This is a genomic window from Flintibacter sp. P01028, from assembly GCF_041925235.1.
Classification (GTDB): Bacteria; Bacillota; Clostridia; order Oscillospirales; family Oscillospiraceae; genus Lawsonibacter; species Lawsonibacter aceti.
The window spans coordinates 1-15936 of sequence record NZ_JBHEVC010000011.1 but is presented as its reverse complement, the minus strand read 5'-3'; the positions used below and the strand labels follow the sequence as shown (position 1 = coordinate 15936).

Sequence of the window (15936 nt, the reverse complement as noted above, 5' to 3'; positions counted from 1 at the left end):
GAAATTCAGGGTATTACAGCCTGCCTTTCTTCAACAGGCGGATGTCGTCACCGAAAAACTCCAGCAGGTGATACTCCCCATCCAGGCGGGAGGCGATCTGGGGTGAGTATCGCCGGGCCGCCTCCTCCATGGTCAGGTTGGAGGAGATAACTGTGTGCAGCCCCGCCACCAGCCGGGAGTTGATGAGCTCATAGAGAGCAGACTGGGTAAACTGGGTAGTCAATTCGCTGCCCAGATCGTCTAAGATCAGCAGGTCGCAGTTGAGATAGCGGCGGGTCTCATCCCTGGCCTCCTGGCCGTCCTGGCTGTCCCGGAGGAACTTCTTGGCTTCGAACTGGGCAAAGATATTTCCCGCGGTATCGTAGACCACAGAGCGTCCCCCCTCTGACACCGTACGGGCGATACAGGCGGACAAAAAGGTCTTGCCCAGCCCCGGAGCGCCGGAGAGGAACAGATTTTTGTAGTGGAACCTGCCGAACTTCTGCGCATAGTTCAGACAGACCTCGTAGATCAGCTCCATGTTTTCCCGGGGGGAGATCCCCCGGTTCGGCCAGGGAGTCTGACTGTAATAGTCGATGCGGAAGGAGTCGAAGGACTGCTCCCCTAGGTCCAGCAGCTTGGACAGCTCCCGGATCTGCTCCTGGGCACACAACCGCTTCAGGCAATCGCACATCTGGGCTCCCCTCCAGCCGGTGTCTCCGCACAGAGGACAGGCAGGCTTGTCCTCCAGGGCATCGGCGGGCAGTCCCATAGCGCCCAGCAGGACAGCCCGCTCCTGCTGCAGGTCCAGATTTTTTTCCTTTACCGTCCGTACCGCCTGGGCGGGGTTCCCTCCCTGGCGCAGGGTGGCGGCGACCAACTGGGCCATGGTCCCCTGAAGCTGCCGGTCCAACTGGGCCAGGCGAGGCTCCCGGCCGTAGGCTCTGTCCCGCAGCCGGTCCAGCTCCACCCTTCTTCGGCGCCGCTCCCCTTCCAGCCGGTCCACAGCCCGGCGAAGCACATTGGGATCATATGCCATAGGTTCACCCTTCCTTCTTCATCTGGTCCAGCATACGGCGCATCCGCTCCATGTTTTCCCGTGTCCGCTTCTCCTGGTCCGCCGGAGCCCCCTGAGGCGGCTGGCCAGCCCGCAGGGGCCTGGGGTCCCGGTCGCCCGCCTGGATGGCGGCGGCGGTGTGGAGGCCTTTCTGGTGCCAGCGGCGGAGAATACCGTTCATATAGCCCCAATCCATAGACTGCTTCTTCAGCACCGTCTTTTCATACGCCATCCGCAGGGCCCCGTCGTCAAAGCCCATATCGTCCCAGGCGGCGATATAAGTCCGCTCCTGGGACACCAAGGGGTGCGGCGGGATGTCCAGCAGCCGGAGCACCTGGGCCTCCCGACCCCGGAGGTGGGTCAGGCGCTGGAGATGGGCCTCGGCCCGCTCCATCGTATCGATGCCCTGGCGGGCCCAGACAAAGCCCTCCTTTTTGATCTGGGACAGGAAGGGCCGCCGTCCCGGCCCGTATTTTCGTTCCATCTCCTCGGTACACCAGCCCACCAGCATCAAAACAACCTCGGCAGGCAGAGCCAGATGGTCATAGAGTGTGTACAGAGACCGCAGGTCGTTGGCGGACAGCTTTTTGCCCAGCCGCCGCTCCACCTCGTCGCACAGGGCGGGAAAGGTGGATGTATTTTCTTTCAGGGCGGCGGTAATATCCTCTAGGGAATACTCCGGGGGAGGAGCTTCCGGGACAGGGGGGGCGGAGACGGGGGGCTGCTCCGGTGCCATACCCAGCTTTTTTAACTGGTCCAGAGCTGTGTCCAGACGCTGCTGGGACCAGGTCAGATGGGACAGGTCCCCGTGGCGCAGAAAATGGAGATAGAGCAGGGCGGCATCGCCGCTGTCCAGTCTCAACAGCCGGTCAGCCGCCTGGTCTGTCATGGCCAGGACGCTTCCGGGCAGCAATGTTTGGGCCATACTACCGCCCTCCTTTCTAAAAACAGTCCCGCTCCTGACCCGAGGCAGGGCGGAGGGACCGTGGCTGTGTTTCTTCATTTTACCGCAAAAACCGCCCGGCGTAAACAGGAAATTGCGGAGGCCTCCGGTCCATCCTCGCTGTTCGCTATGGGTCGGCGCTTCTGGTTGTCACGCCTCCCCGGCTCACGACGCGTGGCTTCCCTCCGTCTCGGGCTGGAAACAGCCGCTTATGCGGCTTCGGTTTCGCGCCCTCGCTCCGGTCCATCCCCGCTGTTCGCCGCGGGTCGGCGCTTCTTGGAAAAATTCATGGATTATTTGTTTTTCAAATGTTCCCTTCTGTGGTATAATGATGAGTAAGTTGGATTCGTATGCCCATTTGGCATACAAAAGATAGAAGAAGGGGAGGAGCTCCGATGAAGAACAAAGTGGTAGTGACCATCGCGGGACAGGAGTATACCATGGTGGCGGTAGAGGACGAGGCCTATGTCCGCAAGTGCGCTGACTATGTGGACAGCCAGCTGCGTGATATCATGAGCAACAAGCTGCCCAAGGAGACGGCCGCCGTGCTGGCCGCCATGAATATGGCCGACCTGTACTTCAAGGAACAGGATGCCGCCGAGAATCTCCGCCGCCAGATCAAGGAGAATCTGGAGGAGGCCAGCCGGCTGAAGATGGAGCTGTCTGAGGCCAAGCGGGAGATCTTCAAGCTTCAGACCCGCAAATAACCGCCGGAGGCGGACACGACTTTTGCCGCGTGTCCGTCCCGTGCCTTTGATTTTCCAGGAGGTATCCCATGTTGGAACTGCTCGCGCCGGCCGGCTCTATGGAGGCGGTGACGGCCGCTGTCCAGAACGGCGCCGACGCCGTCTATTTTGGATATGGAGATTTCAACGCCCGCCGCAACGCCAAGAATTTTTCTGAGGAAGAGGCCGCGGCGGCGGTTTCTTATTGCCATCTCCGGGGCTGCAAGGTACATCTAACTCTGAACACCCTGCTTACTGACCGGGAGCTGCCGGGGGCGGCGGAGGTTGCCGCTCACGCCAGTCGCATCGGAGTGGACGCGGTCATTGTACAGGACCTGGGGGTGCTGCGTATGCTAAGGCAGACCGTCCCGGACCTGCCCCTCCATGGCTCCACCCAGATGACCGTCCACTCTTTGGACGGGGTAAAGCAGTGCGCTGACCTGGGCATCAGCCGGGTGGTGCTGTCCCGGGAGCTGAACCGGGACCAGATCGCCTATATCTGCCAGAACTCCCCCATCGAGATCGAGGTGTTTGGTCACGGGGCGCTGTGTATGTGTTACTCCGGCCAGTGTTATTTCTCCTCGGTCATTGGGGGACGGAGCGGCAACCGTGGTCTGTGCGCCCAGCCCTGCCGGCTGAAGTATGGCTGGAATGGCCGGGCGGACGAGTACCCTCTCTCTCTAAAGGATATGTCCCTGGTGAGCCACCTGAAGGAGCTTCAGGACATGGGGGTGGCCTGCCTGAAGTTGGAGGGCCGGATGAAGCGGCCGGAGTATGTGGCCGTGGTCACCGGTGTGTACGCCAGAGCTCTGAAGGAGGGCCGCTCCCCTACCCAGGCGGAGCTGGATGCCCTGGAGCAGGTCTTTTCCCGCCAGGGCTTTACGGACAGCTACTTCATGGGTCAAAAGGGCCCCGAAATGTTTGGTACGCGCCAGGAGGGAAAGGAGCCCAAGGAGCTCTATGCCCAGGCCCGGGCCACCTATGAAAACGGCGAGAACCGGAAGGAGCCGGTGAGAATATACGCCATGATCCAGGCCGACCAGCCAGCCCGGATCGCCGTGCAGGACAAGGAGGGCCGGATGGTCCATAGGGAGGGGCCGGTGCCCGAGGCGGCTCGAAACGTGCCCCTGACACGGGAAAAGGTGGAGGGCCAGCTGTCCCGCACTGGAGGCACCCCCTACTCCTGTCAGAAGGTGACCGCCAAAGTAGAGGAGGGCCTATCCCTTCCCCTGTCCGCCCTGAATGACCTGCGCCGCCGGGCCCTGGAGGATCTGTCCGTCCAGCGGCAGTCCCTGCCCCAGAGGAGGGTGGAGCCCTTCCGGCCGGGTGTGCGGTATGAGAATCCCAGGGGGACGCCTGTATACACAATTTCTGTCCGGGAGGCGGCTCAGATCAGTGGAGAGCTGCTGCGGCTGGCCCCTGCTCTGATCTACTTACCCGCCGACCAGGGCGCTGCCCACCCGGAGGTGGTGAAGCGGTGCCAAGAGGCCGGTGTCCCCGTCGCAGCCCTTATGCCCCGTGTGTACAGCGACCGGGAAACTTTGGCCCTGGAGGAAGATTTGGCTGCCCTGCGCCGCATTGGAGTAGACCAGGTCCTGGCCGGCACACTGGGCGCTGTCCGCCGGGCTGCCCAGCTGGGCTTTTCGGTCCGGGGAGACTACGGCCTTGGGGTATATAACAGCCAGACCATGAAAGAGCTGAAGCGGCTGGGACTCATCTCCGCTACCGCCTCCTTCGAGCTGAAGCTGGCCCAGATTCGGGACCTGTCTAAGGCTATTCCCACGGAGCTCATCGCCTATGGCCGCCTACCTTTGATGATTACAGAAAACTGCATTATCCACAACCATTCCGGCCAGCACACCTGCTCCAACGTGAACCTGCTCACCGACCGGAAGGGGGAGCGGTTCCCGGTGGTCCAAGCCTATGGCTGCCGCAACGAGATCTTGAACTCCAAAAAGCTGTTTTTGGCTGACCGGACCCAGGACTATGGCCGCCTGGGCCTGTGGGCGGCCCGGCTGATGTTTACCACGGAAAACGCCATGGAGTGCGCCCAGGTATTGGAACGCTATCTGGGACAGGGGTCATACCAGCCAAATGAGTATACTCGGGGACTCTACTACCGAGACGTGGAGTAACAGAGACTAGGGGGGAACGCCGTGTTCAGCCGACAGCGCCTGTTTTGGCTCCACCAGCCCTATGACCTGGAGGGCTCCGACCCGGACTTTCTTCGGGCGGTGCGGGATAACTGCGCCTTCCATATGGCCCGCTGCCCGGAGTACCGGGCCATTGCGGACCACATCGGCTTCTCTCCAGAGCAGATACAGACCATAGCTGACCTGGCCCGGCTCCCCGTCCTGCCTACCCTGTTTTACAAGCGGCACGCCGTCTTTTCCATGCCCCGGTGGCGAATGGCCATGCGGGTCACCTCCTCCGGCACCAGCGGCAGGTTCAGCCAGGTGGGCTTTGACTGGGGCTGTCTCCTGGCGGAGGTACCCATGGTCCTTCGCCTGGGCTGGCGGCACGGCCTGATCTCTCCCAGGCCCGCCCACAATGTGATCCTGGGCTATCAGCCCCATCGCCAGAATAAAACAGGTGTCACCCGCACCATGTTCGGCCTGACCTGGTTTGCCCCTCCCATCAGCCGGACCTACGCCCTGCGCTATGGGGACGGCGGCTATGTCCCCGACCTGGACCATGTGGCGAAGGCCCTGGAAAAGCTGGGCAGTTCCCGGTTTCCCACCCGGATCATCGGTTTTCCCTCCTACCTCTGGTTCGGTCTGAAGCGGATGGAGGAGCTGGGCCTGCGGGCGCAGCTGCCGAAGGGCTCCCGCATCCTCCTGGCCGGAGGCTGGAAACAGCACTACGCCCAGCAGGTGGAAAAGCCTGTCCTCTATGGCCTGGCCGGTCGGATACTGGGCATCCAAGAGGCGAATATCAATGAGTTTTTCGGGGCGGTAGAGCACCCCATCTTTTTCAACGCCTGCAAAGAGCACCACTTCCACATCCCCGTCTACTCCCGCGTCATCATTCGGGATGTGAATACATTGGAGCCCCTGCCCATGGGGAAGGTGGGGCTGATCAACCTGATCTCTCCCCTCCTCCGGGCTACCCCGGCTACCAGCGTCATGACGGATGATCTGGGCTATCTCACGCCGGGGGAGGAATGTGGCTGCGGCCTCCGCTCCCCCTATCTGACCATCCTGGGCCGGGTGGGGCTGGCGGAGATCCAGACCTGCGCCGCCGGAGCTGCGGAACTGCTTGGGAAGGAGGAGATGCCGTGATTCTTGCCAATGGAGCCCTTCTCCCGGACAGCGACCTGCCAAAGGTGCTCTCCGGTCTGGAGGCGGAGATTAACCACACCCGAAGCGCCTCCCCTTTGGAAGCGGAGGCCGTCGTGGACGCCTGCGCTACGCTGCTGGACCGGCTGGATCAGGGAGAGCTGGACCATCTCCTGTCCCGGTTTGCCACCCCACAGCTTCTGGATACTCTGGGGAGGTACCGCCACATGCTCCAGTCGGAGAGCCTGCGCTATAAACTGGCCGTAGAGCTGGACGGTCTCTGGACAGGGGAGCGCCCCCGGCCCTTTGGCCGCTCTGTGGTCCTGCCCCTGGGCACCCTGCTCCACATTGCCGCCGGCAACATAGAGGGCCTTCCCGCCTTCAGCGCCCTGGAGGGCCTGTTGACCGGAAACGTCAACCTGCTGAAGCTGCCTTCTGGAGATACGGGCTTGTCCCTGGCTCTGCTCAAGCTGCTGACAGACACCCAGCCCGATCTGGCCCCCTACCTCTATGTCTTTTCCATCCCCTCTGCCGACCGGACCTCCCTGGAGGTCCTGGCCAGCCTGGCGGACGGCATCGTCACCTGGGGCGGGGATGAGGCTGTCCGGGCCGCCCGGAGCATGGCTCCCGCCGGCTGCAAGCTGATTGAGTGGAGCCACCGGCTCAGTTTCGCCTATGTATCTGGCCGTCCGCCGGAGGAGGAATGGTATGCCCTGGCCCGCCATATCCTGTCCACCGGGGGGCTGCTGTGCTCCTCCTGCCAGGTGATTTATCTGGACACCGACAGCCTGGATGATGGTAGGGCGTTCTGCCATAGCTTCCTGCCTATCCTGGAGCGCGCGGCCGCCGCCTGTCACCCGCCCCCCGGACAGGCGGCCCAGGCCACTCTCCACGGGTATGAGCATTTTTTGGAGCAGACGGTGAGAAACACTGGGGCCCAGGTCTTTCTGGGGCGGGGCTGCTCGGTCACCCTTTGTCCCGACCAGGAGTTGGAGCTGTCGCCTCTCCATGGAAACATACTGGTAAAACGGCTGCCCCGTTCCCAGCTTTTTTCTGTCCTTCGGCGGCAGAAGGGAAGGCTTCAGACCGCCGGACTGCTCTGCCCTCCGGAGGAGCGGGAGGAGCTGACCGCCCTTCTGGTCCGGGCGGGACTGACCCGAATCACCTCCGCCGGCACTATGTCCGCCCCATTTCCAGGGGCGGGACATGACGGGGAGCACCCCCTGCGCCGGTATGTGCGCATCGTGGATATCGAATAGAAAAAGGATTAGGAGTTTACAATTATGGAGTTGAAGATCAAAGCAGTTTCCCCTAAAATTGGGAGCGACATCCCCCTGCCCTTCTACGCCACCCCCGGATCGGCGGCCATGGACCTACACGCCTGTATGGAGGAGGCGGTGGTCATTCCTGCCGGCGGCCGGAAGGTCATCCCAACTGGCATCGCCATCGCCCTGCCCTCGCCGGACTATGTGGCGCTGGTCTTTGCCCGGAGCGGGCTGGGCATCAAACATGGCATCGCCCCCGCCAACTGTGTGGGCGTCATCGACAGCGACTACCGGGGAGAGATCCTGGTGGGCCTGCAAAATTCCGGGGACACGGACTTTACCATTCAGCCCGGTGAGCGCATCGCCCAGCTGATGGTCACCCCGGTAGTCCAGGCCGAGCTGAAAATCGTGGATGAGCTGGACGACACCCAGCGGGGCGCCGGCGGCTTCGGCTCTACCGGAAAATAAGCGACAAACACGGGCCCCTTTAACCAGGCCCAGTGTGACGAGCATGGAGGAAGCAGTATGTTTGGACTGTTCAAAAAGAAAGAAGCGCCCAAGGAGCCTCCCTCCCAACAGAGGGACGAGTGGAAGGAGTTCGCCGCCCCCTTCCTGCCGGAGGAGTTGTCTATTGTGGCTGTCACGGACGCCAGCGGCTTCGGCTCTGTCAAAGAACCGGAGCAGGAGCTCTGGCGGGTGGGCATCGGCCTGACCGCCTGGATGGAGGAGGACAGCCCTGACATCCACCAGGGAGAGGCCAGCCTAGTCTCTCTGGCCGACGATACCCTGCGGAACTATCTCCGCCAGCGGGTCCGGCCTGACTTTATCATCAAGTTCACGGCGCGGGTGTCAGAGGATGGCCGGAGGCTCCTCTTACTGGACCTGCCGGAGCCGGGCTTTGATCCGGACCTAAAAGCCATCCTGGAGGAGCAGAAAAAGCCTGTATCCTTCTGGGAGGACGGCTTGGGCACCTTTACCTTAAACCGCTCGGTGGGCTGGTTTGAGACTGAGGCGGAGTGGCTGGGCCAGCCCGCCCGCCTGGACTTCGACCGGGACGAAAACCGGGCGGACTGTCTGACGCATTTTCACACCCTGATGGAGCGTCAGGAGGAGTGGGACCAGAGGGTGCGGGCCTTGGCCGCGGAAAAGCTGCTTGACCTGGCCAACGACTGGGCCCAGGAGGCGGAGGAGGACCGGGAGGCGGCAGAGATCACCCAGGAGCAGTTCATGGAGCGCATGGAACTGGACGCCATTCAGATCTATGAGGACGGAGCCTTCGAATTTTGGTTCAACGACGGGGACCTGTTCTGGGGGCACTCCATCCACGTCACCGGCTCTCTGACAAATGGGCCGGAGGAGGCCCAGATGGAGGGATGAATCCTCCCACCTATTTTCTCACCAAGGGGTTTTGTTATGCGTATCATCCTCGCCTCTCAATCCCCCCGGCGGCGGGAGCTGCTGGAGCGGATGGGGGTCGCTGAATTTGACATCATTCCTGCGCAAGGGGAGGAGGTCATGGACCCTTCGCTGTCTCCGGACCGGCTGGTGGAGGAGCTGTCCCGCCAGAAGTGCGCGGAAGTCGCCGCCGCCCACCCGGACGGCCTGGTCATCGCCGCTGACACGGTGGTATCTGTGGGCGGGCTGGTGCTGGGCAAGCCCCACAGCCGAGAGGAGGCGGTCCGAATGCTCTCCGCTCTGTCCGGTCGGGAACATATGGTATACACCGGCGTCACCCTCTTTTCCGGTGGCCGGACCGCCACGGAGCACGAGGCCACCTCTGTCCGCTTCCGCCCCCTGTCCCAAGGGGATATCGACCACTACCTGGCCACTGGAGAGCCCATGGACAAGGCTGGGGCTTACGGCATCCAAGGGTACGGCAGTGTGCTTGTAGAGGGCATCTCCGGGGACTACTATAATGTGATGGGCCTGCCGGTCTGCCGGCTGGGCCGGATGCTGGCCCGGTTTGGAGTGGACACACTGTCCATGGCCGCGAAAAAGGAGCAAGGAACGTGAAAGATTTTCTCCGCCAGAACGGGATCCTGCTGGTCATCATCGCCTTGCTGCTGACCATTCTGATCGGGGTGGGCACCGCCTTTATGGGCGGCAATGCCGACCCCCTGTCCAACGTGGTGAACACGGTCACCAGCCCCATACGAAATGGCATTGCTGCCGCCGCTGACTGGGCGGAGGGAGTATATAACTATGTATTCCGCTATGGCCAGATCCAGGAGGAGCTGGACAGCCTGCGGGCCCAGGTGGCCGAGCTGGAGGACCAGGTTCGAGAGGGGCAGGAGGCCGCCAAGCAAAACGAGCGCCTGCGGGAGCTGCTGGACCTCCAGGCCAAACGTGAGGACTTCGTCTTTGAGTCCGCACGGGTTACTGGGCGCTCCACTGACAACTGGGCATCCACACTGACCATCAGCAAAGGCACCTCCGCCGGCGTGGAGGCGGGCGACTGCGTCGTGACCTCCACCGGCGTGCTGGTGGGAGTTGTGTCCAAGGTGGGGCTGAACTGGTCCACCGTCTCCACAATTATCAACACAGACATTGAGATTGGGGGCATCGTCACTCGAACGTACAGCGCCGGGGTGCTGGAGGGAGACTTTGCCCTGATGGGCCAGGGCCGTCTGAAGCTGAGTTACCTCCCCCACAGCGCTCAGTTGGTGTCTGGGGACGAGGTGCTCACCTCCGGCAAGGGGGACGTGTATCCTTCCGGGCTGGTGGTGGGTCAGGTGGAGGGCGTCTTTACCGACCCTTCTGGGATGACCCGCTATGCCGTGGTGGTCCCTGACGCCGACCTGTCCTCCTTAGTTGAGGTATTCGTCATCAAAGACTTTGATATCCAGGAGTAGGCGCGGCCTGTGGCCGCCCTACCCAGTAAGGAGCGTTTCATTTGACCCGACGTGACCTGATCCACAAGTGGCTTGTCTATGCCCTGGGCCTGCTGCCCCTGTGGCTGCTGGACGACTATATCCTGCCTCGGTACCCCCTCTTTGGCGTAACACCCATGCTGCTGCCTGTGGCGGCAGCCGCTGTGGCGGTGCTGGAGGGGGCCTATGCCGGAGCGGGCTTTGGAATGGCGGTCGGCCTGCTGTGGGAGCTGGCCTACCCCGGAGGCTTTGGCGGCCTGGTGCTTGGGATGGCCCTGGCCGGCATGGCCATTGGGGCCCTCGCCCAGTATGCCCTGAGCCAGTCCTTTCCCGGCTGCCTGCTCTGTTCCGCCGCTATCCTTGCTCTGCTGGACCTGCTGCGGGTGCTGCGGGGGCTCATCACCCACGCGGCCTCCCTCCCGGCGCTGCTCCAGGTGGCCGTGCCCGAATTTCTCTATTCCTTGGCCTGGACTCCGGTAGTCTATCTCCTGTTCCGGGCCATATTTCGCCGGGTGGGCGGGACCAAGCTGGCCTGATTCGCCCTTTTCTTCTCCAGGATGGAGGTATTCCATGGATGTAAAACAATTTCATCGCCGGGTCCTGTGCATCGCCTTGCTCCTTTCCCTGTGTCTTACCGCCATGGGGGCCACACTGTACGACCTCCAGATCAATCAGGGTGAGGCGCTGTATGAGCGATCTCAGAACAAGATCGCAGAAACCCAGATAGTCGAAGCAGACCGGGGAGACATTCTGGACCGAAATGGCCGTGTGTTGGTGTCTAATCGGGTGGTCTACCAGGTGACGCTGGACCTGGATCACATGGGAAAGGAGCCGGAGGAGCGCAACGCGACCCTTCTGTCCCTCGTCCACGCGGCTCGGGCCTCTGGGGTAGAATGGAGCGACACCCTGCCCATCTCCGCCGATGAGCCCTTTGTGTTCACTGAGCAGTCCCCCTACTTTACCCTCTCACAAAATGAGGACGGGACCCCTTCTAAGACTTTGACCCGCCTGGGCCAGTTGGCTGTCAAAATGAAATGGATCACCGACCCCACCAAAGAGCCCGAGCCAGTAGAAACAGCCCCTGTACAGCAGGAGGAGCCTGGGCTTTGGGACAGGATCACCGGATTTTTTACTGGAGAGACGCCCCAGAAAGAGGTCCAGACACCAGTGCAGGAGAAGGATAGCTCACTTCCTACCGCCCGGCAGCTGCTTGGTAAAATGTGCGCCAGCTTTGAAATCGCAGGCGAGGGCGCTGTGGACAAGAAGTCTGCGGAGGCATCCGGGCAGGCGGTGCCCGACCTGAATATCGGAGACATGGACCCGGCAGATGCCCGGGCCATCGCCGGACTGCTGTATGAGCTGTACTTGCGTTCCCGTGAGGTCACCTGGACTCCCTATGTCTTTGCCGAGGGCGTGGATATCGATTTCATCTCCCGTGTCAAAGAGCTCTCTCTGCCTGGAGTGGTCATCGAGCCCACTACCGTCCGTCAGTACCACACCCAGTATGCCGCCCACATCTTAGGGCGGGTAGGACTGATGAACCGTTCAGAGGTGGAATACTATACCTCGCTGGACGAGGACGGGGACGGTAAGCCCGACTACGAGATGGACGATACCGTAGGTAAGGAGGGGGTAGAAAAGGCCTTCGAGTCCTTCCTGCGGGGTACCCCAGGGATCCGGGCCGTGGATCGGAACACCAGCGGAAAGATCTTGTCAGAGAGTTGGATCACCGAGCCAAAGCCAGGGGACAATATTGTGCTCACCATCGATATTGACCTGCAGAAAAAGGTGGAGGACACTCTGGCCTCCTCCCTGCCCAATCTGGTCAGTGAGGAGGTGGAGGGCGCGGCCTGCGTGGTGCTGGATGTAAACAGCTTTGATGTATTGGCTTCCGCCTCCTACCCTACCTTCGACCTGGCCAACTACTCCCGTGACTGGGAGAAAAATTCTACAGATCCCCTCACTCCCCTGGTCAACCGGGCACTTACAGGCACCTACGCCCCCGGCTCCACCTTTAAGATGGTCACCGCTATCGGAGCACTGGAGGAGGGCATTATCACTCCCGACTCCCAAATACGGGACCTGGGCCGCTACACCTACTACCCCGGCACTCCTCCCCAGTGCTGGTACTACCGCCAGTACGGCAAGTATCACGGGCTCATCAACGTCAGCGAGGCTATCGAGGTATCATGCAACTACTTTTTCTACGACGTGGGACGGCGGCTTGGCATCGACCTGTTGGTAGACTACGCCACCCGCTTTGGCCTTGGCCAAAAGACGGGCATTGAGCTGGAGGAGTCCTCAGGCGTCATGGCTGGCCCCGAATATACTGAGAGCATGGGCGGGACCTGGTACGAGGGCTCGGTCCTATCTGTGGCCATCGGCCAGGAGAGCAGCCAATTTACCCCTATCCAGCTTGCCAGCTATATCTCCACACTGGTCAATGGAGGCACCCGAAAGCCCACCCACCTGCTGAAGGAAATCAAATCCAGCGATTACTCCCAAATCGTGGAAACCTATGAGCCGGAGGTCCTCAGCACCATCGAAATACAGGACAAAAATCTGGAGGCGGTCAAGGCCGGTATGCTGGCCCTGACCACTGACGGCTCGGTACGCCGCTACTTTCAGGACCTGCCTGTCCAGGTGGGCGCCAAAACTGGCTCCGCCCAGGTCAGCGCCCAGACGGAGTCCAATGCCGTTTTCGTCTGCTTCGCCCCCTATGATGACCCGGAGATCGCCTTGGCCATGGTGGTGGAACACGGCGGAAGCGGCTCAGAACTGGGCGCCATGGCAGCCGATATTCTCTCCTATTACTTCTCAACCAAGGGCAGCATGGATGAGATCCCCATGGAAAATACTTTGATCCGGTAGTTTCCGGTCCTTTTTTGCCTCTGTCTTGACGGGCGGAGAGAAAAGGGGTACACTTTGAGAGAACGACTATACTCGGGCCCGGCCCGTATGATTGTAAGGAGATGTTCCAAGTGTCTGAATGTACTCATGACTGCTCCAGCTGCAACGCCGATTGCTCCTCCCGGGATATGCGTGTCCCTGCCAACGCCATGTCCAGTGTAAAGCGGGTCATCGCCGTTGTCAGCGGGAAAGGCGGCGTCGGCAAGAGCACCGTCACCGCTAGTCTGGCCGTCGCTATGGCCAGAAAGGGCCGTAAGGTAGCCATCTTAGATGCCGATATCACCGGCCCCTCTATCCCAACCGCTTTTGGCATCCATGAGAAGGCCACAGGAAGCGACGCCGGCATCGACCCCGCCGTTACGGCCGGCGGCATCAAGCTCATGTCCCTGAACCTGCTCACCGCAAATGAAACGGACCCCGTGGTATGGCGTGGACCCGTCATTGCCGGCGTAGTCACACAGTTCTGGCAGGAAGTGGTCTGGGGCGATGTGGACTATATGTTCGTGGATATGCCCCCCGGCACTGGCGACGTGCCTCTAACTGTTTTCCAGTCCCTTCCCGTGGACGGTATTATTGTCGTCACTTCTCCCCAGGATCTAGTATCCATGATCGTGACAAAGGCTGTAAATATGGCCAAGATGATGGATATTCCCGTCCTTGGGCTGGTAGAGAATTACAGCTATTTTCAGTGTCCTGATTGCGGCAAGAAGCACGCGATTTTCGGGGACAGCCATTTGGAAAAAGTGGCAATGGAACTGGAGATTCCTGTGCTGGCCCAGTTGCCTATTGATCCCAGCCTTGCCGCCGCCTTTGACACCGGAAAGATTGAACAGGTCGAACGGAATTATTTGGAAGACGTTGCGGCCCGCCTGGATGGCTAAGGTCAAGTAAAATGTCATACAGAATCCCTTTGTCCGCCGGTCCTATGGACCGGCGTTTTTTTCTGGTAGGCGCGCTATGTCTACCAAATGTCTACCAAAAAAAGCGGGAAAGCGCTGGGAAACGTGGCTTTCCCGCTTTTCCATTTTCTGGGTGTCTACCAGATGTCTACCAAGGGCACTTTTTCTTTGAAAAAACGCCCTTTTTTATTTTCTCTTAGCGGGTTTTCCTCACCTTTTTTGCTTTGCAAGGGGCGTTATACTTTCCTTGCATCCTTGTATGTATTGTAGCACATTTTGGTAGACTTGTAAAGGCTTTTTCTCAACTTTTTCATAAAGGTTTTGCAAGTTTTCTCCTTCGTCCCATACTTTTTGCAAACTTTTTGACCAATAGTAAGGATAGTTCTGGTCGGACATTCCATAAGGCTCCAGATCGTCCAATTTTAGGCCAAACAGGATAGCATGGTAATGAGGTCTATACGTCTTTGGCCCATATTCTCCGGCCGCATAGAAGCGAATTTGCTGGTCTGGGAAGGCAAATCGCAACCTTTTCATGAATAACTGATAATCACGCTTCCGCAGAGTTTGAACATCGCAAAACTCCCCTGTCGTTTGGTCGATATAATGGGAAATAGGAACGTGCCAGTCATTATAGGTCAAAGTCACAAAGTAGGCTGAATCATGCTCTTTCATTTCAAGCAGACAACGATTTGCCCACTGGCGTGAATACTCCAGTCGGCAACCAATACACTTCCCACAGGGAATTGTAATCAAGTGGGGGTCGTCAAGGAGCGGCTTCTCAGAACCAAAGATATGATACTTAGTCTTACCGTTCTTCGTCAGGTAGGGCTTACCTGTGCGGGGGTTGATATCCGGGATAGCCCAGAGGGGTTGATAACAAGGCATCTAAGCTAAACCTCCAGCACACATATTCAACAACAACAAAGCAACTTGAAACATAATTAGAAAGAAAATCAACTTAGCCAGTCTCTCTATCCACTTCATGTATTTACCTCCTTTGCTGTCACTCGTGCCCATTATATCAAGAGGAATGGGCACGAGTGCTAACGCTTACTTACTAAAACCGCCCCCACGGGCGGAATTGCGAGACATACCTAACTCACTGAAAATATCATCTAAACCAATAGTCAAATCTTTACTAAAAACATTACCAATAGTCTTATCCAAAACACTACCACTAAACTGAAAAGGATTATCCGGAAAATAATAAGCCATACTAAAGTCAGACTTAATTCCCATCTCCTTTAGCTCTTTATTAACAGCGGCGTTAATATTAGCGACATTCTCACTAGAAAGATAGCCTTTATCGGCAGCATACTTACTGGCTTCCGCATGGATAGCGGCACTAATTTTTGTAGCGGCGGCCTGTGCGAGACTGCCTTTCAGGTTATTATCGCTAACGTAACGCTGGGCGGCGGCCGAGATATTAGCCGTGCTAAGGGCCGTCTGTGCGCTGATTTGATAGCCTTTCAACTGAGTAGCAGAACTAAGCTCACCCAGATACTTATTTACACTGTTATACTTATCAGCTACCGCTAGGTTTGTCAAGGCCGATGTTGACATCTTCGAGAGTTCGGTGGTACTTGTAAGCATTGCGCCTAGCAAATTGACAAGAGCAGAGCTCCCGGAAGTGTCCGTGCTTCCCATCGCCCCACTTGGAGCGGAGGAAGACGCAGTCGCACCACTGGTAACACTCGCGCCGTTGCCACCCATCACACTTAATACCGGATTCAAACCAGCAGCTTTCAAATCGGCTATTTCCCTCTGATGGGCCGTGCTGGACATGTATTCCTGCCACGACCTGTTTTTCTCCGCTTCCTGGGAATTGTATTTCATAGCCTTGTCGGTCTGCGCTTCTTGCCATTTTCTCAACTCCTCAGCCTGTTGAGCGCTCCACGCATTGTTAGCACTGGTGATGCCTGAAATCTTAGATATATTGTTAGCGATACCGTTAATAGCGCCACTGGCAGAAGAGGGGCCACTACTGGCCCCTCTATTCGCCGTAACCGC

General features: G+C 59.3%; 15 protein-coding genes. 11 read left to right on the top strand and 4 right to left on the bottom strand.

Annotated elements, in window-relative coordinates; all coding sequences use genetic code 11:
* Positions 1–13: 13 nt before the first annotated feature.
* The gene (locus ACEVJK_RS13465) at positions 14–1018 is read right to left on the bottom strand and encodes an ATP-binding protein (protein ID WP_186853370.1); all 1005 of its coding nucleotides are present in this window, start codon (positions 1016–1018) and stop codon (positions 14–16) included.
* Positions 1019–1022: 4 nt separating this feature from the next.
* Complete coding sequence (locus tag ACEVJK_RS13460) at positions 1023–1961, bottom strand: DnaD domain protein (RefSeq protein WP_374740793.1); 939 nt, start codon at positions 1959–1961, stop codon at positions 1023–1025.
* 413 nt (positions 1962–2374) lie between these two features.
* Between ACEVJK_RS13460 and ACEVJK_RS13455 the strand changes: the two genes are divergently transcribed.
* The 11 genes from ACEVJK_RS13455 to ACEVJK_RS13405 all read left to right on the top strand — a co-directional run bounded on the left by ACEVJK_RS13455 (position 2375) and on the right by ACEVJK_RS13405 (position 13908).
* Positions 2375–2686, top strand: coding sequence for a cell division protein ZapA (locus ACEVJK_RS13455; RefSeq protein WP_147573465.1), 312 nt, complete (start codon positions 2375–2377; stop codon positions 2684–2686).
* A 68-nt stretch (positions 2687–2754) separates the two neighbouring features.
* Positions 2755–4839, top strand: coding sequence for a DUF3656 domain-containing protein (locus ACEVJK_RS13450; RefSeq protein WP_374740792.1), 2085 nt, complete (start codon positions 2755–2757; stop codon positions 4837–4839).
* A 21-nt stretch (positions 4840–4860) separates the two neighbouring features.
* Positions 4861–5985 carry an acyl-protein synthetase gene (locus ACEVJK_RS13445; RefSeq protein WP_374740791.1) on the top strand — a complete coding sequence of 375 codons (1125 nt, stop codon included), beginning with the start codon at positions 4861–4863 and terminating at the stop codon, positions 5983–5985.
* Positions 5982–7241 (top strand): acyl-CoA reductase, encoded by a 1260-nt coding sequence (locus ACEVJK_RS13440; RefSeq protein WP_366461180.1) that lies wholly within the window; start codon positions 5982–5984, stop codon positions 7239–7241. The genes ACEVJK_RS13445 and ACEVJK_RS13440 overlap by 4 nt, the downstream gene beginning before the upstream one ends.
* A gap of 24 nt (positions 7242–7265) precedes the next feature.
* Positions 7266–7715 carry a dUTP diphosphatase gene (dut, locus tag ACEVJK_RS13435; RefSeq protein ID WP_186853376.1) on the top strand — a complete coding sequence of 150 codons (450 nt, stop codon included), beginning with the start codon at positions 7266–7268 and terminating at the stop codon, positions 7713–7715.
* A 57-nt stretch (positions 7716–7772) separates the two neighbouring features.
* Complete coding sequence (locus tag ACEVJK_RS13430) at positions 7773–8624, top strand: DUF2262 domain-containing protein (protein ID WP_374740790.1); 852 nt, start codon at positions 7773–7775, stop codon at positions 8622–8624.
* Positions 8625–8660: 36 nt separating this feature from the next.
* Positions 8661–9260 (top strand): nucleoside triphosphate pyrophosphatase, encoded by a 600-nt coding sequence (locus ACEVJK_RS13425; protein WP_262670005.1) that lies wholly within the window; start codon positions 8661–8663, stop codon positions 9258–9260.
* Positions 9257–10099 (top strand): rod shape-determining protein MreC, encoded by an 843-nt coding sequence (gene mreC / locus ACEVJK_RS13420; RefSeq protein ID WP_147573472.1) that lies wholly within the window; start codon positions 9257–9259, stop codon positions 10097–10099. The genes ACEVJK_RS13425 and mreC overlap by 4 nt, the downstream gene beginning before the upstream one ends.
* A 41-nt stretch (positions 10100–10140) precedes the next feature.
* Positions 10141–10653, top strand: coding sequence for a rod shape-determining protein MreD (locus ACEVJK_RS13415; protein ID WP_147573473.1), 513 nt, complete (start codon positions 10141–10143; stop codon positions 10651–10653).
* Between the two features lie 34 nt (positions 10654–10687).
* Positions 10688–12988, top strand: coding sequence for a penicillin-binding transpeptidase domain-containing protein (locus ACEVJK_RS13410; protein WP_374740789.1), 2301 nt, complete (start codon positions 10688–10690; stop codon positions 12986–12988).
* A gap of 110 nt (positions 12989–13098) precedes the next feature.
* The gene (locus ACEVJK_RS13405) at positions 13099–13908 is read left to right on the top strand and encodes an Mrp/NBP35 family ATP-binding protein (RefSeq protein ID WP_186853380.1); all 810 of its coding nucleotides are present in this window, start codon (positions 13099–13101) and stop codon (positions 13906–13908) included.
* A gap of 228 nt (positions 13909–14136) precedes the next feature.
* Here ACEVJK_RS13405 and ACEVJK_RS13400 read toward each other — a convergent pair whose 3' ends face one another.
* Complete coding sequence (locus tag ACEVJK_RS13400) at positions 14137–14811, bottom strand: hypothetical protein (protein WP_262669995.1); 675 nt, start codon at positions 14809–14811, stop codon at positions 14137–14139.
* A gap of 165 nt (positions 14812–14976) precedes the next feature.
* The coding region (locus tag ACEVJK_RS13395) for a hypothetical protein (protein ID WP_374740788.1) at positions 14977–15936 on the bottom strand (960 nt) is incomplete at its 5' end.